Origin of the sequence: Mesorhizobium sp., from assembly GCF_004962245.1 — a bacterium.
In the GTDB taxonomy this organism is placed as follows: domain Bacteria; phylum Pseudomonadota; class Alphaproteobacteria; order Rhizobiales; family Rhizobiaceae; genus Mesorhizobium.
The window spans coordinates 1-20,786 of record NZ_SUHQ01000006.1; the positions used below are offsets into that span (position 1 = coordinate 1).

Genomic DNA, 20,786 nt, shown 5'->3' on the forward strand with positions numbered 1-20,786 from the left:
TGCCCTTGGCGCTCAAGGGACTGACAAGGGCTCAGGAACACCTCCTGGTGCTCGGCCGCCAGAACGCCATCGAACGCATCGCCGCGTTCCTGGTCGACATGGCGGAGCGGCAGGGCGGATTGCGGCAGGTCGAACTGCCGATGTCGCGCATGGATATCGGCGACTATCTCGGCCTCACCATCGAGACCGTATCGCGGGTCTTCACCCGGCTGAAGGACAAGGGCGTCATCCGCCTGCTCAACCTGCGCAGCATCGAAATCGTCAAGCACGACGCGCTTCGCAATATGAGCGAATGATCTGCGGCCTCGACAGCATCGGTGGAGAGAAGCGCACAAAGCGGTTCGGGAGGCCTTGAGATTTCCAAAGCCTCCCGGTCTGGTTTGTCATTCGCCCCGCATGGTCACCTGGAACGCCGGCAGATGCTTCTTCTGCGCCTCGAGCATCCGCTCGCGATAGACGCCGTAGATGACGTCCGTGTCGTGCAGCGTGACGCCCGCAGTCGTCGGTGAGGCGTCGCGACCAGGATGTCGTCATCGATCGCCAGCGTCGTTCTTGTGTCGCCCTTCTTGGCCAGATCCCAAGCGGCACCACCTGCTATGCCGGTCGCTCCGAAGTGAGCGCAAGGACCCCTCCAATAGGAAGTACAACTGTTCATGCTTAGGATGCCTAGCGGTCGAGTTCTGTGCGCCACGCCCATAAATTTCTTGCGCAGTTTTTCGCCCATTGCCGGAGTCCTCAATTGCGGTTCAAAGCTCGTTGCGGCGCCCCTGCCCTCAGCTCGTGGCCAAGTAATCCGGCAGGAACGGGCCGATGTTGTAGCCTTCGAGTTTGGCGGCCGTTGCTTCGGTGGAAGCGAAACTGAGGATGGTCGCCGTTCCCGGGGTCACGGGGACAGCGTTTCCCGGTGGCAGATCGAGAAACTCGTGGCACGCAGCGCGCACCACGCCTTCATGAACCACTGCGAGCACGTCTCCGGCGGTCCATGCCAGCCAGTCTCTCAGCCCCGCCGCTACCCGTGCCCTGAACGTGCTCCAGGCCTCGCCCTTGATCGGCGTATAGGCTCCTGCCCGCCACGCGAGATATTCGCCGGGGTGCTCGGCGAGCAGTTCCGATCTGGTGCGTCCGGTCCATACGCCCGTATCGATTTCACGCAGCCTCCTGTCCGAGGGGGCCGTAGCGCAACCGATCAATGCGGCAGTTTGCCGGGCCCGACCGAGATCCGAGGACACCACTGCCACCGGCATGAGAGCCCTCGCATATGGGGCGAAGTTGAGGGCCTGCCGAACACCGTGCTCGGAGAGATCGGAGTTGTCATGCCCCTGAAGACGCTGCTCGGCGTTCCACAGCGTTTCACCGTGACGCAACAATATCAGCCGCACCGGTCGATACTCCACGCGATCACGCTGCCAGCCATAGGGCGGATGCCGGTTGCAATCCGACGTCGGCCGCAGTGCCCGTTTCAAGCATCGACGCGCCGGAATGGAACGGCTGGTCTACCAGAACCTCCGATGAACCGATTTTGACACCGTAGCGGACCGTGGCCCCGAGAAACTCTCGATGCACGATGGTCCCAGGCAAGCGGACCGCGCCTTCGGCTGCTTTGCCGAGCGTCGCATACTGCGGCCGGAAAACCAGTCTGCCATTTTCCGGAACGCCCGCGCCTTCCGGTATCGGCAAGACGCCACCACCCTCCACCAAGAATGTCTTGGCGGTGCCGGCGCCACTGACTTTTCCATTCAGGATGTTGGCTGTCCCGAGAAAATTGGCAACGAACAGATTGGTCGGCTTTTCGTACAGTTCCATTGGCGTTCCGACTTGCTGTATTTGACCGTCGTTGAACACCGCTATGCGGTCGCAGATTGTGTTGGCCTCTTCCTGGTCGTGAGTGACAAAAATCGTGGTCAGGTGAAGCCGCTGCTGGAGATCGCGCAATTCGCGACGTACCTGGACCCGCATCTTGGCATCCAGGTTGGAAAGAGGTTCGTCGAGAAGCAGGACTTTCGGCTCGATAGCAATGGTGCGCGCAACGGCGACGCGTTGCTGCTGGCCGCCGGAAAGTTGCGCAGGCCGGCGGTCGGCGAGATGCCGCAACCCGACGAGGTCGAGCGCCGCGTTGACATTGCGGTCGATCTCGGCGCGCGGCAGCCGCCGTTGCTCAAGGCCGAACGCGACATTTTTCCTGACCGTGAGATGCGGCCATAAAGCATAGGACTGGAACACCATGCCGATATCGCGTTTCCACGGAGGCGTGCCGAGCACGTCCTTTCCCGCGATCATCACCTGGCCGTTGCGGGCCGTGTTGAAGCCGGCAATCAGCCTCAGCAGCGTGGTCTTGCCGCAACCCGATGGACCGAGAAAGGCGAAGAATTCACCTGGCCGGATGTTGAGGTTGACGTTCTTCAGCACGTGAAGATCGCCGTAGAATAGATCGACATCGCGGATGTTGATTTCCTTGGCCGAGCCGGCAAGGCCGGTTTCAGTGACCATTGCATCCATTGTTTTCTCCCTTGGCTTACTTGGCCATTCCGTTTGCCTTTTGGCGCCGTTCGATCACGTAGTGGGACAGCAGGGTGCAGAGCGCCACCATGACGACGGCGATGACACCGAGCGCGGCACCTGGGCCGCGGCCGGCAGGCGATTGCATGAAGACGTAGAGCCCGTAGGCGATCGGCGCGTCTGAATTGCTCTGGATCAACATCAGCGTCGCCGACAATTCCACCGCCGCGGTGGAGAAGCTGGTAACGAAACCGGCGAGCAGGCCCCCCATCATCAGCGGCAGCACGATCCGCCTGACGGTGCGCAATTTAGTGGCGCCGAGATTTTCCGCGGCCTCCTCGAGCGATTCCGAAATCTGCTGGAGAGCCGCATAACAGGCGCGTAGCGCATAAGGCAGGCGGCGGATCGCAAGCGCGACGACCACCATGACCCAGAGCGTCGCCAGCGGCGTGCCATCGGGCAACGTGACGCCGTAGAAGGTACGGAGATAACCGATGCCAAGCACGACGCCGGGGATGGCGAGCGCCGAGGTTGCGGCCCAATCGAGCCAGCGGCGGCCGACGATCCTGGTCCGAAGTACGAGATACGCGATGGCACCGCCGACGACCACGTCGATCAGGCCAGCGAGCGATGCATAGATCAGCGTGTTCTTGATGTAGAGCGAACTCTCCCCGAAGACGCGGCCGTAATGCGCCACGGTGAATGCATCCGGCAATGGGCTGAACGACCAGACCGTGGCGAAGGAGAGAAGCAGCAGGCCGATATGCGGCGACAGCACCAGAAGCAGGATAAGCAGGACGACGCCATAGGCAACGACGCTTTCTCCAGGTCCAAGCTGGCGTCGCGACAGGCCGCCACCGCCGCGCTGAACGGTCGAATAGTCCTTGCCGCGCATGGCGATCGCCGATACCCACATGGCAAAGATCGACACCGCGATCAGGATGACCGAGATGACATATCCCATCGGATCGGTGAGGCCGACCGAGGTGACGCGCAGATAGGCTTGCGGCGCCAGCATGTCCTTGACGTTGAGCAGCAGCGGCGTGGCGAGGTCATCGAAGACTTTCACGAAGACCAGCGAGGCTCCGGCAAGATAGCCAGGCATGGCGAGCGGAAAGACGATGCGCCTGAACAGGCGAAATCCGGACGCGCCAAGATTCTGGGCGGCCTCTTCCATCGCACGGTCTATATTGCGCAGGCTGGTCGACAGATTGATCAGGATGAATGGGAAATAGTGCAGCGATTGCACGAAGATGACACCGTTCAGGCCGTCCATGAAAGGCAGCTTGAAGCCGAACCAGTCGTTGAACAGCAGGTTCACCGTTCCGTTGCGGCCGAACAGCAACTGCATCGCCACCGCGCCAACGAAGGGCGGCATGATCAGCGGCACGAAACCCAGCGTCTGTATGACGATGGCCCCGCGAAATTCGAAACGCGTGGTGATCACGGCAAGCGGCAGCGCGAGAACCGTTGCCCAGACCACAGACATGCCTGATACGTACACCGAGTTCCAGAACGAGCGGACGAACAGGTCGGTGCCGAAGAAATCGAAGAAGTTGACGAAGGTAAACGTCCCGGTGCCTTTTTCCGTGAACGCCGTGTAGATGACCGTGCCTGCCGGAACGATGAGGAACACTCCCAGGAAGAGTGCGATCAGCAGCACTGCTGCCATTTGTCCTGGTCTCGACGATACGCGCTGCGAGGGGCTGGAAAGGGCGTAGGCCATGCTGACTCCCGATGAAAGCTGCCGCTCGGCGACCGCGCTGTCACGCGTTCGACCTCGACGTGAGACGTTCAAGGCGATCGCCCGGCGACGCCGTGAATGACGATTGTGCCGCTCCGGTGAGACTGCCCGGAAACCGGACAGCCTTCGAGTGGCGTTAGGCAGATTGCAGGCGTTGTTACTGGGTGAGCGCCAGCGCTTCTTCCGCCTTGGCCTTGGCAGCAGCGTATTTTTCGGTCGCAAAGGCTGCCCACTGCTGTTCGAGCTCGGCCTGACGCGCCGTCTTCTGATCGCCGCCGGTGAAGGCGTCACCGATCTCGGCGCTCGCTGCCTGATCGGCGCTGATCGGCATTGCAGCAATCATGCCGCGCGCCTCGTCGAGCAGAGCCCGCGCCTGGGCATTCTCGCCAGCCGCCAGGGCGATTTCGGTGTCGTGAATGGCCCTCGTCGCGGCCTTCAGATTGTCGAGCTGAAAGGTGATGAGTTGATCGTAGAGCGTATCGACAACGTCGGTGCGCTTCTTCGAGACGTCGGCATCGAAGGCGATCATCGACTGGAAGCGGGCATCCTTGAACGGGTTCGGGAAGCCCTCCGGCGCCTTGGCATAGAGTGCCGGATTGATCGGCAACCGGCGGATCGAAGGTTCCAGAAGCACCGTTTGACCCGGCTCCGAAAGCAGGTAGTTGATGAACGCCTCGGCGCCCTTCCGGTTCGGCGCATTGGTCACGATCGCGACGTTGGCCGGGACCACCGTCGTCACCGACGGATAGGCGAAGCCGACCGGGAAGCCGCTGGCTTGGGCGGAAAAAGCGAAGAAGTCGATGACGACGCCGATGCCGGTCTGCCCCGAATTAACCGCATCTGGAACGCCAAAGGAGCGTTCGGTCACCTGTTGCAGATTACCGCCCATCGCCTTCAGCGTGCCCCAGCCCTTGTCCCAGCCTTCGCCCTGCAGAATCGTCTCGATGGTCAGGTGCGTCGTGCCCGAGCGCGACGGCGCCGCAATCGCGATGTGGTCGAAATATTCGGGCTTCGTCAAATCGCTCCATTCGGCCGGTTTCACCAGGCCGTTGGCCTCGAGATAACGCTCGTTCCACATGATGCCGTATCCGGAAGCGGCGAAACCGAAATAGAACCCGTCCGGGTCGTTGACAGTGTAGGAACCGACCTTGTCGGGCAATCCGGTGACCGCTGGCGTGAATTTCGCCAACAGGTTCTTACCCTTCAAACTGTCGAAGGCATCGGGCGCCGACGCCCAGAACAAATCGACCTGGTTATTGGCTTTGATCTCGTCGAGATATTTGACACCCGAGCTGGTGCTTTTGTTCTGCACATCCAGGGTGAAGCGGGGATTGGAAGCCTCGAAGCCAGCCTTCAAAGGATCCGTCACATCCTTGGAAAACGAGGTGACGACCGTCACCTTTCCGCCACCCTGCGCGTAGGCGGTCATCAATCCGGCAGCCGAAACCAGCATTGCCACGGCAATGGTCTTGAGCATGTTTTCTCCTCCGTTGGGCCGCGCCCTTTGACGGGGCGGCTCGCTGAAAGAGGACTGCAACTGCCGTGCCAATTTAGAAAAGCCCGCAAACGCAGGTTTTCCCGGTAAGCGATGGGTCGTCAGGGTAACATCGGCGGTGCTCCGGTTGGGAAAGAACCGTAACAGCCCGGGCACTTATTCCGCCGCACTATCCATTCTCGCGGCGATGTCGAACTTGCGCATTTTCAGATAAAGCGTCTTGCGCGAGATGCCCAGGGCATCCGCGGTGGCGCCGATTTTGCCGTCGTGCGCGGAGAGTGCGTCGAGGATGACCAGGCGCTCGTGGCGGTCGAGCTGGGCTTCCAGGGTATCGCTTCGATCCGCCGGGACGTGCGCGCCGGTGCCGTCGGCGAGATCTTCCTCCAGTCCGAGCACGAAACGCTCCGCAACATTGCGCAATTCGCGCACATTGCCGGGCCAGGAACGGGCGGCGAGCTCCGACAGCCTGCCCGGGTCGACTTTCGGCGCGACCCAGCCCTGACGTTTCGCGGCGAGGTCGAGAAAATGATGGAACAGCAATGCGACGTCACCCCTGCGATCACGCAGCGGCGGGATTTCAATGCGTGCGATGTCGAGGCGGTAGGCAAGGTCTTCACGGAATTTGCCTTCGGCGGCCAGCTTGTGAAGATTGTGCTTGGTGGCCGAGATGACGCGCATGTCGACTGGCAGTTCCTTGTTGGAGCCGAGCCGCTCGATGGTGCGCTCCTGGAGCACTCTTAACAGCCGCACCTGCGCGGCGAGCGGCATGGACTCGATCTCATCCAGGAACAGCGTTCCACCATGCGCATACTCGATTTTGCCGATGCGACGTTCGCGGGCGCCGGTGAAGGCGCCTGGCTCATGACCGAAAAGCTCGGACTCGAGCATGGCTTCTGGAATGGCACCGCAATTGACGGCGACAAAGCGGCCGTTCGCATGGCTGCCGAAATCGTGAATGGCACGCGCGGCGACCTCCTTGCCGGTCCCGGTCTCCCCGGTGATCAGCACGTCCGTTTTGGCGCCGGCGATGCGTGCCAGCGTATTGCGCATGGCAACCATCGTCGGTGAATGACCGATCACCCGCGTCTCCCATCCGTCCGGCAGCGAAGCCAGGCGAAGTCGTCGGTTTTCCAGGACGACGCGGCGGTGCTCGCGTGCGCGGCGAACCGATTCCACCAGATGGACCGGATCGGCGGGTTTTTCGATCAAATCCCAGGCCCCGGCCCGCATCGCCTGCAGCGCCATCGGTACGTCGCCATGACCGGAGATCAAAATGACGGGTATGTCCACATCGATCTGCTTCGTCATGCTGACCAGATCGAAGCCGTCATGGTTCGGCATCCGCACATCTGAAACGATGATTGAAGCGCTGTCGGAACCAAGGCCGAAAAGCCCCTCCTCCACGGAGGCATGGGCGGCGACGGTCATCCCTTCCAGCTCAAGTGTCTGGCAATAGGCCTCCAGCACCTCTGGATCGTCGTCGATCAGGATGACGTCATGCATCTTCATCTGTGGACCTCATCCAGCGAAACGAGAAACCGCGTACCAGTGGGACCAGTGTCCTTGACCGAGATCGTTCCGTTGAAATCCTTGATAATATTGTAGGAAATCGAGAGCCCCAGCCCAAGGCCCGAACCTGCGGACTTGGTGGTGAAGAAAGGGTCGAATATGGAGTCGAGATCTCCCGGTGCGATACCGCGGCCCGAATCCCCGACCAAGAGAAATCCTTTCGCACCCTCCGCCCACGCCCGGATGCTCACCCGCCTGACTTCGCGCCCGGCCACCGCATCGAGGGCGTTGGCGATCAGATTGACCGCAACCTGTTCGAGCCGCACCGGCTCGGCCAACACGTGGAGTTTCGATTCCTTCGGCAGGGCCAGATCAAGCTCGACCCCCTCCTCGTCGAAACGATGGTCGAACAGGCTCAGCGCGTCCTTGACGATAGTGCCCAGATCGACCGGACCGAGATGCGACTCCGGCCGGCGGGCAAAACGCCTGAGATGGCTGATCTGCCCTCCCATGCGTGTCGCCAACGACTTGATCTTGTCGAGATTCCGAAAGGCCTGATCTGCCTGCCCACGCTCGATCAGCAGCATTCCGTTGTGCGAATGCGATCTGATCGCGGCAAGCGGCTGATTGAGCTCGTGGCCGATGCCGGCCGCCATCTGGCCAAGTGCTGCCAGTTTTGCCGACTGGATGAGTTCGTCGCGAGTCTGCCGGAATATGTTCAGGGCGCGGGCAAGATCGCCAAGCTCGTCGCGGCCGCCCGACGGAATCGCCGTGCCGGAACGGCCGGCGCTGATATTGCCGGCGACGCCGGCAAGCAAGCGGATTCGCGCCAGAAGGTTTCGGTGCACATAGAAATATCCGATCACGATAGCCAGCGTGACCGCCAGTATTCCGATCGCCACAAGCAGTTTGCGGCCGGTGGCAATCGCCGTCTCAGCACGAGCGGAAGCTTCAGCAGCACTTGCCTCGGTGGCAACGACTTCAGCCTCGATGCGGGCGCCGAGGTCCTGCACCAGCCTCCGGTTTTCCGCAGCCAGCGTCTCCAGCCTGCTGGCTTCAGCCATCTCCGAGCGCTTGAGGTTTGGAATCCCGGTGTGGACATCCGACTGCTTGAGAACGCGTTCCGCCAACTGCCGGACCGTGATGCTGTCCGGCCAGTCGGAGAGGCTGCGAATGCGGATCGCAAGATCATCAGCACTGTCTCCCAGGAAAGCATTTGTCTCCTGCAGGTCTTCAAGCGTGCCGATGTTTACCAGACGGCCGATCAATCCCGTAGCCAGGTTCGCCTGCGATACAACCGTCAGCAGAGCCTCACTCTTCCTCTGCTCCTCGAGCAAGACCCCACTGTTGAAACCGGTATGGTCAGCCTCTGTCTCCATGTTGAAACGGACATCTTCGACCAGCGGATCGGCCTCCTCCAGCAGGTCGGCCTGAACCCACCGGAGTTCGTCGACAGCGGAGCGCATTTCTTCAACCAGGGTAAAACGCTTGCCGGCAGCCAGATCGATCTGTTCCAGATTGCGGTGAACCGCGTCGGCGAGCGGCAGCAGAAGATCGTTGCCGACGCTGTTGCTGCCAGCCCCATCCAGCAGAATTTGCAGCGCTTCCAGGCGTTCGGAATAGGATTGCCGTATTTCGGTGTAGGCGCCACGTGTCTGCGCGCCGGCAAGGCTCGCCATGACCGCGTTGATGTCGGCTCCCGCCTTGGAAAGGCGTGTAGCAAAGGCGAGCTGGGGCATATGCGCTTGGGCAATCTGCGACAATTCCCCTGCCAGCCGGACATAGGACAGCCATCCGACAAGGCACGCACCGACAGCCAAGCCGACGATCACCACGAAGGCCGTGACGAGCCGCGCGCCAATGCCAAAACGCCATTTTCCCTCCGGCTCGGCTGCCCATTGTTTCGCCCCTGCCGGAATCACCGCCTCCATGGTTTGAAACCGGGCAGCGTATACTTGCTGGAGGCTTGGGACATGATCCTCTCGGCTTCGGCGAGATTATGCTCAATCGACGTGCGGACTGCGTCCATGAACGCCGCCTGTTTCGGAGGCAGAGGCAGGCCGGTCGGAACGTCGCTCAGGTCTGCAAGTTCGTTGTCGCCGGTCGCCTGTTCGCGCGGGACGGGCGGCCGGCCGAGATACTGCACCGCCTCGGCCAGCGCTCCTGCAAGTTCGCTGCCCGGATCGTTGATCGCCGCCAGTTCGGCAGCCTGCCTCCACAGCCTTGCGAGGGCAGCGCGTTTTCGCACGATGTATTCGTCGAACACCAAATTGACCAACTGGTAGCGGCGGGCGGAAAGATTGGCGTCGAAGCGCATTCCACGCAGCAGCCCGACGCCGGCATGGAGAGCAATGCCGTTCCGATCTGCTTTCGCAGCGACCTGGGGAAGCACAGGGATACGATTGATTTCCGGCCTCAGCAAAAGCTCCTGGCCCTCTTCCGACAGGGCAAAATCCACGAAACGCTCGGCGGCGGCCACGTTGCGGCTGCGCGCCAGGATGGCAATGCTGGCCGGCACGAATACTGTATCGGGCGGCAGCACGAATTTCGTGCTGTCGGGGGGGAAATTCGGCGCAGAACCCAGGAAATCGATCGTGATGCCGACGCCAAAACGGCGCTGCGCGACACCGGAGGCGACACCGAAACTACGTGCCGTTACGGTCGAAAGATTGCCACCGAGCTTTGACAGCAACGCCCAGCCGGCATCCCAGCCATATGTCTGAAGGATCGCTTCGACGATGAGGTGGGTGGTGCCGGAGCGGGAAGGCGCGCTGATGCCGATATGGCCGGAATAGATCGGCGAGGTCAGGTCCGACCAGGTTCTAGGAACCGGCAGCCGGTTCTCCGCAAGATAGGCGGGATTATAGACAAAGCCGTAGCCGGAAAGAGCAAACCCCAGATAGAAACCGTCCGGGTCATTCACGGGGTAGCCGGAAACCGTATCCGGCGCGCCCGTCGGCCGCGGCGCGGTTCGACGCAACTGGCCTTGCTGCTTCAACACCTCGAACGCATCGGCAGCGGACGCCCAGAATATGTCCACCGGAACATCCGGCTTTTCCCGGATGAACCGCACCGCGCTTGCTGTGTTGCGCTGGACGACGGTTAGTTGGATGTCCGGCTCCCTGGCCGAAAACGCCTTCTGAAACGGCTCGAAGAATGACGGCGGGTAGGATGTGACGACGGTCAGATTGTCGGCTTCCATCGCCATTGCGGCACCGCACCACAGGGACAGTATCGCCAGCGCGCGCAGTTGCACCGGCCAGCTGCCCCGTACCCTCATGCAAACCGACTTTGATCCGCGCACAATCCTTATCCATCTGTTCCGCACGCAGTGGAACAATTCCTGGTGATCGTGGGTGCGGAGATCTTTCGTTCTTGTCTCAAACTAGCTGCAAACGGAAAGCAAAAGCCGGCAATAGTGCGAAATGCAGCCTCGCCCTGAGAGCATCGGAGCTGCGGTGACCTAATAAATCTTGAATGCGCCAATATTCTCCCGCGCCGTGACATCGGTGATCAGCATGTGCCCCGGGGTCTGTCCGATCGCGACTTCGAGCCTGGCGCCGGCCACCGCGCTTTGAGCGGTGGCGCTACTGGCCCAGAACACGGGTACTTCGCCTTCCCGGACTTCGACAGGGTCGCCCCAATCCGGGTCCCCGATATCCTCGATGCCGATCACCCTGGGATCACCGACATGAATTGGCGCTCCGTGTGCATGCGGAAAACGCGCGGTAACCGCGCGCACTATATCGACCTGACTCAAGCGAACCGGGCGCATCGAAACCACCATATTGCCTCCAAACACCCCGACCCGCGTCGTCCTGATCGAACTGCGGAACATCGGTGCCGTCCTGTGCACGACAAAATTCCTGGGCGCGACGCCCCGCTCGATCAGGGCATGTTCGAATGTCGATGACGAACCGAGCGCGAAGGCGGCAAAATCTTCCCGCCAGATGTCCAGGATATCCGGCTGCTGGCGGATCAGCTCGCCAAACCGATAGACCTCGTACTGAGGAATGTCGGTTCGAACATCGACGTCGCCGAGCGTCGGCATGAACGGGCTGCCGGCGCGCCCCACGGCCACCAGCGGGCACGCCTTCGGGTTGCTGACGCAGAACCGGTGGAAGTCAGAAGCGAAGCTGCGCGGCACGACGACCAGGCTTGCCTGCAATCTGCCGACAGCCAGACCTCCGGTATGGCCTTCATAGGCCCCCAGCCTGATGATCCGGCGCAACCGGGCAACGTCGACAAGGCGCAGGTCCTCGTAGATCGGCGGCAACAGGCGAGCGATCGATTCCACAAGCGTCTCCCTGTCATGGACGCATTCTTGTCCTGTCATGGACGCATTGGTGGTGCAGGATCGACGGCGGCCAGCGGACTGTCAAATCGTCAGAATTTTCTCTGGTCGATAAATCCAGCTTATTACCGCATACCGCTAATATAAGTCCTATGTTGCTGGTTTTGGCACAAACAACGCCAGCCGAATGGATCAAGATCACACGCAGTCGCGGCATCCAATAGCCTCGATCTTCTGCGTGACATCATTGAGAAAACCGAGATCGCGGCTCATATAGGCAATCAGGAAGGCAGCGTAGAGCACCAGGACGAGGCTGAAAACCAGCGTCTTCACGATAAGCGACAGCGCGAAAATGTTGAGATGTGGTGAGGCGCGCGCGAGGAAGGCCAGGACCAGATCGGAAAGCAGCATGCAGACGATGAGCGGAAACACCATCGTGAGCGCCATTGTCAGCACCTGATTGAGCAACCCGAGGAAGACCGTTGCGGCCTCCTGGCTGAAAACCGGCAACAGGCGGTCGATGGGCCACAGGTTGTAGCTGTCATAGAAACTGTTCAAAGTCAGTTCCAGTCCGCCGGCGGCGAGATAGAGCGCCACCATGATGATCGCCAGAAAGGTGCCTGTGGTGCTGGTTTCGTGGGTCATCATCGGGTCGATCAGCGAGCCCATTGTGGAGCCGCGCTGAAGGTCGAGTATTTCGCCTGCGGCTTCGGCGGCCCAGAAGGGAATTCCCATCGCGATGCCGAGCGTAGCGCCGACAATGACTTCCTTCAGCATGAAGGCGAGGAGCAGCGTCAAGGTCAGGTCCGAGCGTGCGAGCACATCGGCGATCATTGGGATCAACGGAAGTGCCAGCGCCAGCGCCACGCCATTGCGCAGCACGCCCGTCAGCCGCACACGCGAGAACAGCGGCATCAACAGCATCAGACCGGCCATCCGGGCTAGCGCGAAAGCGGCAGCAAGAATATAGGCTTGGAATTCCTGCAGTACCGCGACGATTGGATCCATCTTCAGCGTGTAATGACTGGGAATTCGTCCAGCGCCGTGGAGGCCTGCTCGGCGATCTGCTGGCCGAGCAGCGGTCCGAACAGCAGGATGACGACCATGATCACCACCAGCTTGATCGTTTGGGGCAACGACTGATCCTGGATCTGGGTAAGCGCCTGGGCAAGGCCGACCACAAGGCCGATCACCAGCGCCGCGACGATTGCCGGCGCCGAGGCGAACAGGATGGTCAGCAAAGTACCTTGGACCTTGGCCAGCAGAATGTCATCGGCCATGGCGCGTGGCCCCCGTGAATAAACCGGCCGCGTCACCCATAGCTCAGTATCAGCCCGTGCATGAGCCGGGACCAGCCATCGATCGCGACGAAGAGGAACAGCTTCAAAGGAACGGAAATGAGCACCGGCGATACCATGATCATTCCGAGCGTCATGAGGATATTTGCGACAACCATATCGACGATGAGGAACGGCAGGTAGAGCAGAAAACCGATCTCGAAGGCGCGGGTAAGTTCGGATGCAACGAAGGCGGGTACGAGAATGGAAAGATCGTCATCGCGAAGGTTTTCGCGCGCATGTTCTGGCCACAGCCGGTTGGTGCCTGCGAGGAAGAACTGCCGCTCCTCCGGCTGAGTGAAGCGTATCAGGTGCTGTTTCAGGGGCTCCCGCATCAATTGTGCCGCATTCGCGATGTCATCGGCCGTCTGGAGCTGGATCTGTCCCTCTTCGAAGCGTCGCGACATCTCGCTGATCAGCGGCATGGTCACGTAGACGGTGAGAACCAGCGCAATGCCGTAGAGCACCATGTTCGGCGGCATTTGCTGAACGCCAAGGGCGTTGCGGATCAGGAACAGCACGACGGAGATCTTGAGGAAACCCGTCATCGTGACCACGACGAGCGGCAGCAGGCCGACAAGGCCCACCGCGACCAGAATGCCAAGCAGGTTGGGCGAGCTTTCAAGCATTGCCGAACATGCCGAGGAGACGCACGCCGAGACTTTCGCCGATCCGCACGATTTCTCCGCGTCCAACACGTTTGCCATTGGCAATGACGTCCACCGTCTCGCGCTCGTGCCCGGGGAGCGGCACGATCGTGCCGGCCCCCAGCTGCCGGATCTCACCGATCGGCAGCACGGTACGGCCAAGTTCGAAAACCAGCGACACCGGCAGGTCGTCCAACGCGGCATCATCGAGTGTTTGCACGGCATCCGGGGCCGTCTTCTGGTTCATGATCCACTCCCATCTTGATCCGTTGAGTTGACAGGGCGAAGCCATCAATCGGGGACCGACATCGATCAGCTCGACAGGTGCGACCAGGCGCTCTGCGATCATCAGCAGCGCCGTCGATCCGATGCCATCCAGAAGCACGACGTCGCCCGGCCGAAGGCTGTGCAATTCACCGATGCTGACCTCGACCGCCCCACGCCAAAGACCGACGGGTACCGGAACCTCCTCCGGTAGCGATGCGCCTTCGCCCGAAACGGCCTCGATAAGCTCGGCAAGAGCAGCGGCATGGCCGGCATTCTCGAAGCGGAGAGCGCAGGAAGACGCCCCTTCGCCGCTGTTGACGACCAACGCGAACGGCGGCGATGCCGTCTTGTTTGTGCCATTCACCGCATTCAGCGTGATCGCTTCCCCGAGCCTTGCCTCCAGCCAGGACAATTCGCTGGCGAGGAAGGATTCCAGAAGCAGCGCTGCGTGCCCTGGTGCAATGCGCTCGAGGTCTACGGCAGGGTCGGCCCGCACCAGCCATTTGTCGAGCAGCGCCCGCGGCAGCTCCAATGATGCCTTGGAACCTGCGATCTCGAATGCAATCTTGCTGCTTGGTTCCTGTCCGACAACCAGTGGCCAGACAGCCTCGATCGTCATGGATTCGCCACCCACGGCCACCTCGACCGGCGGACGGCGGCAATAGAAGGCGTTCAACGCATCGAGATAGATCGCCGGGACCTGTGCCAGCTCAAGCGGCTCCGCGCGAGCCATCCGGGTTGCCGATACCTTGGAAGTCGCTCTCTTTTTTGGCGGCATGGACTGAAGCATCAGCGACTCACGACCGGTCGCCCGAGGTCGGCATCCCGCCACGGTCGTCTTCTTCGCCCAGTTCGGTGATTGCCGTCTGCCGGCCCACTGCCCGACGGGTTAATTGCTCCAGCAACCTGTCCAGTTTGGTGACCGCCTTGAAATGCGAATGGTGACGGCGCCGCACCTCCGCAAGGTCCGCGCTGCACTTTTCCTCCGCCGCGCCTGCTACCCTGCGGCTGTCCTCAAGCTGCATTGCTTCTGCGGCCGCCTTTTCGAACTTTCCCTGTAACCGGTGAAGGCTCGGCATGGTCACCGGTTGGCCGATCATTGCGTCGAATGCGGCCTGCTCATCGGCAACGGCGCGCCGGCGATGCGCCGCAATCGCGTCAGCCGTTTGTTGCACGTGGCTTGCAGCCCGTCTGGCTTCGGCCTGACTTCGAATAACCATTTTCTGCGAACGTTGCTCGCGCCGCTGACGCAGATCCCGCAGCCGGGAAATCATCTCATGCTCTTTCATCGACGATCTCCCGCATCCATTGTTGCGTCTTTTCCATCGGCTCATGGGTGGCCGACGATTGCCGCAGGAAGGCATTGATCCTGTCGATCTTGGCCACCGCCTCGTCGGCGACCGGATCGCTGCCTTTTTCGTATTCGCCGATCCGCAGCAACAGCTCGATGTCGGCGTAGCGAGCGATCAGCTCGCGAAGGCGCCCGGCCTGCGCTCGCTGGCGGGGCGACACCACGCTATCCATGAGGCGGCTGCGGCTGCGCGGTATGTCAATCGCCGGAAAGTGATTGCGTTGAGCAAGTTCGTTGGACAGGAACACATGGCCGTCGAGGAGCGCCTGGATTTCCTCCGCAACAGGGTCCATGGCGCCGTCGCCCTCCATGAGCACGCTGTAGAGGCCGGTGATGGAACCGACCTTGCCGAGGCCGGAACGTTCGAGCAGCCGTGGCAGTGCCGCAAACAGAGAGGGCGGAAAACCGCGGCGCGTCGGCGGCTCGCCCGAAGCCAGGCCTATCTCGCGCTGCGCGCGCGCAAATCGGGTGATGTTGTCCATGGCCAAAAGGACGTGCTTGCCCTGATCCCGGAAGTATTCGGCGATCGTGGTAGCGACGTACGCCGCTTTCACACGCTCGATTGCCGGCCGGTCCGAGGTCGCCACGACAACAACGGCGCGCGACAGGCCCTCAGGCCCAAGATGGCGTTCGACGAATTCGCGCACCTCGCGTCCGCGTTCGCCAACCAGCGCGACCACGGCGACGTCGGCATTCGTACCGCTCACGATATCGGAAAGCAGGATCGACTTGCCTACCCCGGGTTCGCCGAAGATGCCGACGCGCTGCCCACGCGCACAGGTCAGCAAACCATCGAGCGCACGAATGCCGAGTTGGATCGGCTCGGTGATCATCGCGCGCTCCAACGGTGATGGCGGGTAGGCATCGACCGGATAGTGGGAAACAATACCGTCAAGCGACAGGGCGCGGCCATCGAGCGGCTCTCCAAGCGCGCTGATGACCCGACCGAGCAAACCCGGCCCCACCGGGACTTGCAGATTTTTTCCGGTCGGAATCACTTCAGTCAGACTGGACAGGCCGACAAGATCCCCGAGCGGAACCAGGACGGCGGATTCGTCGAGCAGGCCGACGACCTCGGCCTTCGTCCTCAATCCTGTCCTGGGATCGACGAGTTCGCAGATTTCGCCGAGCCGAACCTCCTCGACTGTCGCGTGGATGACGACACCTGTTACGCGCCGCACACGCCCTTTTCGAGGTCTGCTGGTGTCCTCGCGCAGTCCCTCGCGAAGATTGGGAACAATCCTGGCAAGCTTGCTGTCGATACTGCCGGCGAAAGTGCCCGTCATGCCCGCTCCTTTCCAGCCACTGCTGACGTGATGGCGGCGAGTTGGGCATCGATGCTGGCATCGACGACAGCTACATCGGTGGTGACGAGGCAGGTGCCTTCGGCAAGTTTGCTGTCCGCGTTGATTTCGATCGTAAAGCCGACATCGCTGTCGCGCAGGACGGCGTCCAGTTCGTCCCTCACGGCGGCCAACGCATTGGGATGCACGGATATTTTCAGATATTTCGCCCGACGGACCTCCGCGACGGCTTGACGAGCCGCTTTGGCGACGAGCGTGGTGACGTCGAATTCGCCGAGCATGCGCTGCACCACATCGAGAGCCAGGTCGATCACTTCCCGCTCCAACGTTCCGAGGTAGCGGTCCACCTTGACGGCGGTCTCACTGACCAAGCGCGCAGCTTCGCTGCTGCCTGCGGCCATGCCGTCTTCGTAGCCCTGGGCATACTCGCTGGCGTAGACCTTGCGCGCGGCGTCGCGCAACTCATTCGCCTCGCGCCGCGCTGCTTCGAGAAAGGCATAGCCGTCACTCCACGCTGCGGCTTCGGCCGCACGCAGAATGACGCCGCGCGGCCGCACGGGCAAATCCTGGTTCGCTGCGGCTTCGCTTGCCATCACGCCGTACCGGCTGCCCGCCGGACGATCGCCGTTCCGGTATCCGCGAAGGGCGCGTCTGGAAGCCTGTCAACCAGATCGTCGGGTGGCAGCTTTAGAAGCACGCGGCGTCCCATCGATGCCGGCGCGGCGTGGCACCACGCTCCAATGCATCGCCATCCGTCCGCAAAAACGCGATCGCGAATGCCGTCCAACGGATCGAGCGGCTGTGCTGGTCCCGCCAGATCGCGGTGTTTCATCGCGAAAGTGCAAAGCGCTTCGCCGAGTTGTTCGTGCAACGCCGCCGTCGTGTGCCCAAGGATGCTGCCGGCGAAGCTGTCCGACCAATAAATGGCGCCGGCGCGAAGCGCGGTCTGTTCGAGTTGCTCGGCAGATGACAGCGCTATCGTCGCGTCAAGCTCCTCGACCTCCGGCATGGAAGCGTCAAGCCGGTAATGATCCAGCAGCAGCGCCGAAAGTCTGGGGCCTAGCCGTTGCGTGCGCAGCATGCGCTCGCAAGCATCCTCACCGATTGTACCCTCGAAGCATTCCGCCAACCGTCGCGGCTCGGCATAGTCGGCCGGCCATTCCAGAAATGATCGCCACTCGATACTGTTGCGCGGCGCAGTCGAGATCGATCCGCTCATGTTTTCTTCACGGACAGCGGTGTTTCGAGTGCATAGACGCCGCGCGGCCGGTTCCAATGGAGGTAGACGAGCCTGCCGGCAAGCGCGATCACTGCGGCACACAATCCGTAGAACAGCCACATCGCCGCGACGAGGCTGTCGGGATGCAACCAAAGCCCGAGAAATGTCGCGAAACCAGCGTCGCCGGATGCCGGGCTGAGTGCCGCCGCCTCGACCGGAACGAGCACCACCGAGACATTGTCGTAGGTGAGCCCGGAAATGCCGTTGGCCACAAGCATCTTCACTTGCGGTATCAGGTCGTTCATCGGTGTCGACACGCGATGCCGAATGAAAACTGAAGCCGAGGACGGCACCAACCGCTGCCTTAGCGGATCGTTCTCCGGCAGCACCAGATGAACGCGCGCGGAAAGCACGCCATCGATGTCCGAGATCGTACGCGACAATTCCTGGCTGAGACCATAAATCATCGCCGCCCGCTCCTCGACCGGCGATGATACGAGGCCGTCTCTCTTGAACACCTCGCCAAGCGTGGCGAACTCCTGTTTGGGGAGCCCGCTTTCGTCGAGAATAGCCATCGCGTCGGCAAAGCGGCCCTTCTGTACCGAGACCGTCATCGTGCCGCTTTTGTCCGATTGGCGTTGCGCTGGGATGCCGTGGCGCATCAGCGTAGCAACGATCTCGTTTGCCTGACGCTGGTCGAGGCCGGTGTAGAGTTCGACCGAGCAGGCCTGCAGAAGCAGGATGCCCAGCACAACGAATGCCAAGCGGCATAGTACGCTGCACCGCTTCAAGGTCGGCAGCCATTTCGCAAGGAGCCTTGGGTTCTGCAAAATCCCCCCGCTATTGCTGTTTGATGAGGGTGTTGAGGGACGCAGTCGCGGCAGTCACGCTGTTGCTGGCCAGCGACGCACCAAACACCGCCCATGAAACCGAGATATAGTTCTGCAGCATTTTTTCGACGATTTGATCGCCGTTGCCTGCTCCGCCATCGATGGGTTTGTGAGGGGCAGATCCTTCTTCGGGGCCGGCCGGCGGCCCCGCTTCGGGGCCTGGAGACGCTGGCCGGCCGGCGGCATCGAAAGCCTTTTGGAACTGCTCCATCGCGGCGCCGAGCGAATCGAACCCCTTCCTGGCCAGCGCCGAGGGATCGACATTTCCCGTCGCCAACCCCGAACTTTCCAGCTCGGTGAGATAACGGAAGAGTTGTTGCTCGACGGGCGGGCTCGCCGGCTCGGTCTTCAAGGCCGGCTCGGCTTTCAAGGATTGCGCGGTTTTGACCGAGGCACTGTTTGATTGCGACTGTGCGACTTGCGCACCGGCAGGCAATACGTCCGCACTGCGATCCGGCGCCTTGAGCTTCGACGCCGCCTGTTTTTCCTGCATGGCGCCCACCATGCGATTGCCCGGTTGCGCCGTAGCGGCGACAGCAGCCTGCTGTTGCGAGGCCACGCTGGTGGCCATGTTGGCGAGTACAACCTCAAGGGCGCCGACGGGTGCGATCTGCATGAGCTTGCCTTTCCCTTCAATTATCCGGCTGTTTGGCCGGAAAGTTTTGTGCTTCCGCCTGCCTGCCGCGAAAGACGCGCACTGGAATGAGACCAGTGTTTTGAGCTGCGCGTGACGCGGAAACCCCGAGAGTCTTTCTGACCAGCGACACGTAGGATGGCGGGCCCGACACGGAGATCACATCGTCCTTTTCGGATACCTTGATCGGAAACCGCGCTTCGCTGATGCCCAGTGCGTCCAACCGTTCGGTCGCTCCGGCCGCCGCATTGGCGTCCAGCTTGATCACCTCGGTCTGCATTTCGGCTTCCGCCACGACGTTGATCGCCGAACCGTCGAAGTGCCAGACCAACCCGTAGCGCTTGCAAACCGAATCCAGGAACTCCCGTGCGGAGCCCACCGGCATGCCGGCGCTGAGACGCCCCTTGACCGAACGACTGACATGCACCGGAGTGCCGATGTTGCGCCCGAATTCCACCAGTGCGTCAGCGACCGCCTGGTTGATGGTGATGTATTTGTAGGTGCCGTCCGGCCAGTGCGGTTCGGCAGCGTCCGCACCAGCGGCGCCCAGCATCTGGCCGGCCACGAGCACCGCCGCCGCCAGCCCCCGCACGGCCCAGTGGCGATGATCCGGCCTGCAGGTCTCGCGTTCCGTCACCATCGGTGCCCTGACAAAGTGCAACATCGCTAAAACTTGCGGGCAGCGTTGCTGGTTTACCCGTTTATTCATTGTAGTGCGCCACTATTGAAAAAGGAAGTCCATTTGGAATGTCAGGAGACTTTCGGTGCCAAATGTTGCGCTTGCGTTCCAAACGGGTATGGTGTCCCGCGCCATGCCTCGCGCGCATGTCAGTTAGGCAAAGCAGGAGAAATCCACGTGTCGGGCGCCCTTCTTGTCGAACCGCTGACAACCGGATCCATTGCCGCGACACGCCCAACCACCAACGGTTGTGTGTTGCTTGGCTGGATAGGCCTGTTTGCAGGTCTTGCCTTGCTTTTCTGCGCGCCTGCAGGCGCGCGAGCACAAAGCGGATACGATCCCAGGACATGGAGCTACGACGAGGCGCAGAACATGCTGATTTCGCCGTCGTACTCCGAGCCGGACTCCGGCTACGTTGACAATCCTGACCGCGCGCCGATCCCGCGCGAGGTCGTTGCGTCCAGCGAAGCCGAGCCAAAGGGTTCGATCGTCATCAACACCTCCGAACGCCGCCTTTATTACCTCATGGGGAATGGGAAAGCGTTGAGATATGCGGTTGGTGTTGGCAAGGAGGGGTTGAGTTGGTCGGGCCGCGACAGGATATCGAGCAAACGTCAATGGCCAGATTGGAGGCCGCCGGCTGAAATGGTGGCAAGGGAAGCTGCCAACGGGCGCGAACTGCCACGTTATGTCGAGGGCGGCCCCAACAACCCGCTTGGCGCCCGCGCGCTCTATATCGGCAGCACCCTCTATCGTATCCATGGGACCAATCAACCGTGGACTGTGGGCCAGGCCAATTCTTCCGGTTGCATTCGCATGACCAATGAGGATGTGATCGACCTCTTCGAACGCGTCGATGTCGGAGCCCAGGTGATCGTCCGGCATTGATGATCCATTTCGCGCGCCTGCCGCTGCAGGCC

Annotated in this window: 21 protein-coding genes; 2 read left to right on the forward strand and 19 right to left on the reverse strand. The window is 61.5% G+C overall.

All coding sequences use genetic code 11. The features are described 5' to 3' along the window. A partial coding sequence (locus E5X88_RS08110) for a helix-turn-helix domain-containing protein (protein WP_292160096.1) occupies positions 1-296 on the forward strand: 296 nt, incomplete at its 5' end. 477 nt (positions 297-773) lie between these two features. Here the strand turns inward: E5X88_RS08110 and E5X88_RS08115 are convergent. From E5X88_RS08115 to E5X88_RS08205, 19 genes are all read right to left on the reverse strand, one after another. Continuing rightward, the gene (locus E5X88_RS08115; RefSeq protein ID WP_292160098.1) at positions 774-1,379 is read right to left on the reverse strand and encodes a histidine phosphatase family protein; all 606 of its coding nucleotides are present in this window, start codon (positions 1,377-1,379) and stop codon (positions 774-776) included. A gap of 19 nt (positions 1,380-1,398) precedes the next feature. Beyond that, positions 1,399-2,496 (reverse strand): ABC transporter ATP-binding protein, encoded by a 1,098-nt coding sequence (locus E5X88_RS08120; protein ID WP_292160100.1) that lies wholly within the window; start codon positions 2,494-2,496, stop codon positions 1,399-1,401. A 16-nt stretch (positions 2,497-2,512) separates the two neighbouring features. Beyond that, the gene (locus tag E5X88_RS08125) at positions 2,513-4,222 is read right to left on the reverse strand and encodes an iron ABC transporter permease (RefSeq protein ID WP_292160103.1); all 1,710 of its coding nucleotides are present in this window, start codon (positions 4,220-4,222) and stop codon (positions 2,513-2,515) included. A 175-nt stretch (positions 4,223-4,397) separates the two neighbouring features. After that, positions 4,398-5,717, reverse strand: a complete 1,320-nt coding sequence (locus E5X88_RS08130; protein ID WP_292160106.1) for an extracellular solute-binding protein — start codon at positions 5,715-5,717, stop codon at positions 4,398-4,400. A 174-nt stretch (positions 5,718-5,891) separates the two neighbouring features. After that, positions 5,892-7,244 carry a sigma-54 dependent transcriptional regulator gene (locus E5X88_RS08135; RefSeq protein ID WP_292160109.1) on the reverse strand — a complete coding sequence of 451 codons (1,353 nt, stop codon included), beginning with the start codon at positions 7,242-7,244 and terminating at the stop codon, positions 5,892-5,894. Continuing rightward, positions 7,241-9,175, reverse strand: a complete 1,935-nt coding sequence (locus tag E5X88_RS08140; protein ID WP_292160112.1) for an ATP-binding protein — start codon at positions 9,173-9,175, stop codon at positions 7,241-7,243. Before E5X88_RS08140 ends, E5X88_RS08135 begins: the two co-directional genes overlap by 4 nt. Then, the gene (locus E5X88_RS08145; protein WP_292160115.1) at positions 9,163-10,524 is read right to left on the reverse strand and encodes an extracellular solute-binding protein; all 1,362 of its coding nucleotides are present in this window, start codon (positions 10,522-10,524) and stop codon (positions 9,163-9,165) included. The genes E5X88_RS08140 and E5X88_RS08145 overlap by 13 nt, the downstream gene beginning before the upstream one ends. A 183-nt stretch (positions 10,525-10,707) precedes the next feature. Continuing rightward, a complete protein-coding gene (locus E5X88_RS08150; protein WP_292160118.1) occupies positions 10,708-11,520 on the reverse strand; it encodes a DUF1445 domain-containing protein in 813 nt (270 codons plus the stop codon). 216 nt (positions 11,521-11,736) lie between these two features. Further along, positions 11,737-12,546 carry a type III secretion system export apparatus subunit SctT gene (sctT, locus tag E5X88_RS08155; protein ID WP_292160121.1) on the reverse strand — a complete coding sequence of 270 codons (810 nt, stop codon included), beginning with the start codon at positions 12,544-12,546 and terminating at the stop codon, positions 11,737-11,739. Positions 12,547-12,548: 2 nt separating this feature from the next. Next, a complete protein-coding gene (locus E5X88_RS08160; RefSeq protein WP_145714102.1) occupies positions 12,549-12,818 on the reverse strand; it encodes a flagellar biosynthetic protein FliQ in 270 nt (89 codons plus the stop codon). Positions 12,819-12,850: 32 nt separating this feature from the next. Then, on the reverse strand, positions 12,851-13,504 hold the full coding sequence (gene sctR, locus E5X88_RS08165; RefSeq protein WP_145714106.1) for a type III secretion system export apparatus subunit SctR: 654 nt from the start codon (positions 13,502-13,504) through the stop codon (positions 12,851-12,853). Continuing rightward, on the reverse strand, positions 13,497-14,522 hold the full coding sequence (gene sctQ / locus E5X88_RS08170) for a type III secretion system cytoplasmic ring protein SctQ (protein WP_292160131.1): 1,026 nt from the start codon (positions 14,520-14,522) through the stop codon (positions 13,497-13,499). Before sctQ ends, sctR begins: the two co-directional genes overlap by 8 nt. Before the next feature lie 64 nt (positions 14,523-14,586). Beyond that, on the reverse strand, positions 14,587-15,078 hold the full coding sequence (locus E5X88_RS08175; RefSeq protein ID WP_292160133.1) for a YscO family type III secretion system apparatus protein: 492 nt from the start codon (positions 15,076-15,078) through the stop codon (positions 14,587-14,589). Continuing rightward, entirely contained in the window at positions 15,065-16,426 is a 1,362-nt protein-coding gene (locus tag E5X88_RS08180) for a FliI/YscN family ATPase (RefSeq protein WP_292160135.1), read from the reverse strand. Before E5X88_RS08180 ends, E5X88_RS08175 begins: the two co-directional genes overlap by 14 nt. Continuing rightward, positions 16,423-17,037 carry a type III secretion system stator protein SctL gene (gene sctL, locus E5X88_RS08185; RefSeq protein ID WP_292160137.1) on the reverse strand — a complete coding sequence of 205 codons (615 nt, stop codon included), beginning with the start codon at positions 17,035-17,037 and terminating at the stop codon, positions 16,423-16,425. The genes E5X88_RS08180 and sctL overlap by 4 nt, the downstream gene beginning before the upstream one ends. Further along, positions 17,037-17,663 carry a SctK family type III secretion system sorting platform protein gene (locus E5X88_RS08190; protein WP_292160139.1) on the reverse strand — a complete coding sequence of 209 codons (627 nt, stop codon included), beginning with the start codon at positions 17,661-17,663 and terminating at the stop codon, positions 17,037-17,039. The genes sctL and E5X88_RS08190 overlap by 1 nt, the downstream gene beginning before the upstream one ends. Then, positions 17,660-18,427, reverse strand: coding sequence for a type III secretion system inner membrane ring lipoprotein SctJ (gene sctJ, locus E5X88_RS08195; protein ID WP_292160141.1), 768 nt, complete (start codon positions 18,425-18,427; stop codon positions 17,660-17,662). The genes E5X88_RS08190 and sctJ overlap by 4 nt, the downstream gene beginning before the upstream one ends. A gap of 76 nt (positions 18,428-18,503) precedes the next feature. Further along, positions 18,504-19,169 (reverse strand): hypothetical protein, encoded by a 666-nt coding sequence (locus E5X88_RS08200; RefSeq protein WP_292160143.1) that lies wholly within the window; start codon positions 19,167-19,169, stop codon positions 18,504-18,506. Between the two features lie 16 nt (positions 19,170-19,185). Further along, positions 19,186-19,851: a type III secretion protein gene (locus E5X88_RS08205; protein ID WP_292160145.1), complete on the reverse strand. Its 666-nt coding sequence runs from the start codon at positions 19,849-19,851 to the stop codon at positions 19,186-19,188. A gap of 192 nt (positions 19,852-20,043) precedes the next feature. Here E5X88_RS08205 and E5X88_RS08210 point away from each other — a divergent pair, with 192 nt between their 5' ends. Next, on the forward strand, positions 20,044-20,754 hold the full coding sequence (locus E5X88_RS08210; RefSeq protein WP_292160147.1) for a L,D-transpeptidase: 711 nt from the start codon (positions 20,044-20,046) through the stop codon (positions 20,752-20,754). Positions 20,755-20,786 lie beyond the last annotated feature (32 nt).

Coding starts and splice junctions, on each gene's coding strand:
- E5X88_RS08120 (WP_292160100.1), bottom strand. CDS start 2,496: ATGGATGCAATGGTCACTGAAACCGGCCTTGCCGGCTCGGCCAAGGAA.
- E5X88_RS08125 (WP_292160103.1), bottom strand. CDS start 4,222: ATGGCCTACGCCCTTTCCAGCCCCTCGCAGCGCGTATCGTCGAGACCA.
- E5X88_RS08130 (WP_292160106.1), bottom strand. CDS start 5,717: ATGCTCAAGACCATTGCCGTGGCAATGCTGGTTTCGGCTGCCGGATTG.
- E5X88_RS08135 (WP_292160109.1), bottom strand. CDS start 7,244: ATGAAGATGCATGACGTCATCCTGATCGACGACGATCCAGAGGTGCTG.
- E5X88_RS08140 (WP_292160112.1), bottom strand. CDS start 9,175: ATGGAGGCGGTGATTCCGGCAGGGGCGAAACAATGGGCAGCCGAGCCG.
- E5X88_RS08145 (WP_292160115.1), bottom strand. CDS start 10,524: ATGAGGGTACGGGGCAGCTGGCCGGTGCAACTGCGCGCGCTGGCGATA.
- sctT (WP_292160121.1), bottom strand. CDS start 12,546: ATGGATCCAATCGTCGCGGTACTGCAGGAATTCCAAGCCTATATTCTT.
- E5X88_RS08160 (WP_145714102.1), bottom strand. CDS start 12,818: ATGGCCGATGACATTCTGCTGGCCAAGGTCCAAGGTACTTTGCTGACC.
- sctR (WP_145714106.1), bottom strand. CDS start 13,504: ATGCTTGAAAGCTCGCCCAACCTGCTTGGCATTCTGGTCGCGGTGGGC.
- sctQ (WP_292160131.1), bottom strand. CDS start 14,522: ATGGCTCGCGCGGAGCCGCTTGAGCTGGCACAGGTCCCGGCGATCTAT.
- E5X88_RS08175 (WP_292160133.1), bottom strand. CDS start 15,078: ATGAAAGAGCATGAGATGATTTCCCGGCTGCGGGATCTGCGTCAGCGG.
- E5X88_RS08180 (WP_292160135.1), bottom strand. CDS start 16,426: ATGACGGGCACTTTCGCCGGCAGTATCGACAGCAAGCTTGCCAGGATT.
- sctL (WP_292160137.1), bottom strand. CDS start 17,037: ATGGCAAGCGAAGCCGCAGCGAACCAGGATTTGCCCGTGCGGCCGCGC.
- E5X88_RS08190 (WP_292160139.1), bottom strand. CDS start 17,663: ATGAGCGGATCGATCTCGACTGCGCCGCGCAACAGTATCGAGTGGCGA.
- E5X88_RS08200 (WP_292160143.1), bottom strand. CDS start 19,169: ATGCAGATCGCACCCGTCGGCGCCCTTGAGGTTGTACTCGCCAACATG.
- E5X88_RS08205 (WP_292160145.1), bottom strand. CDS start 19,851: ATGTTGCACTTTGTCAGGGCACCGATGGTGACGGAACGCGAGACCTGC.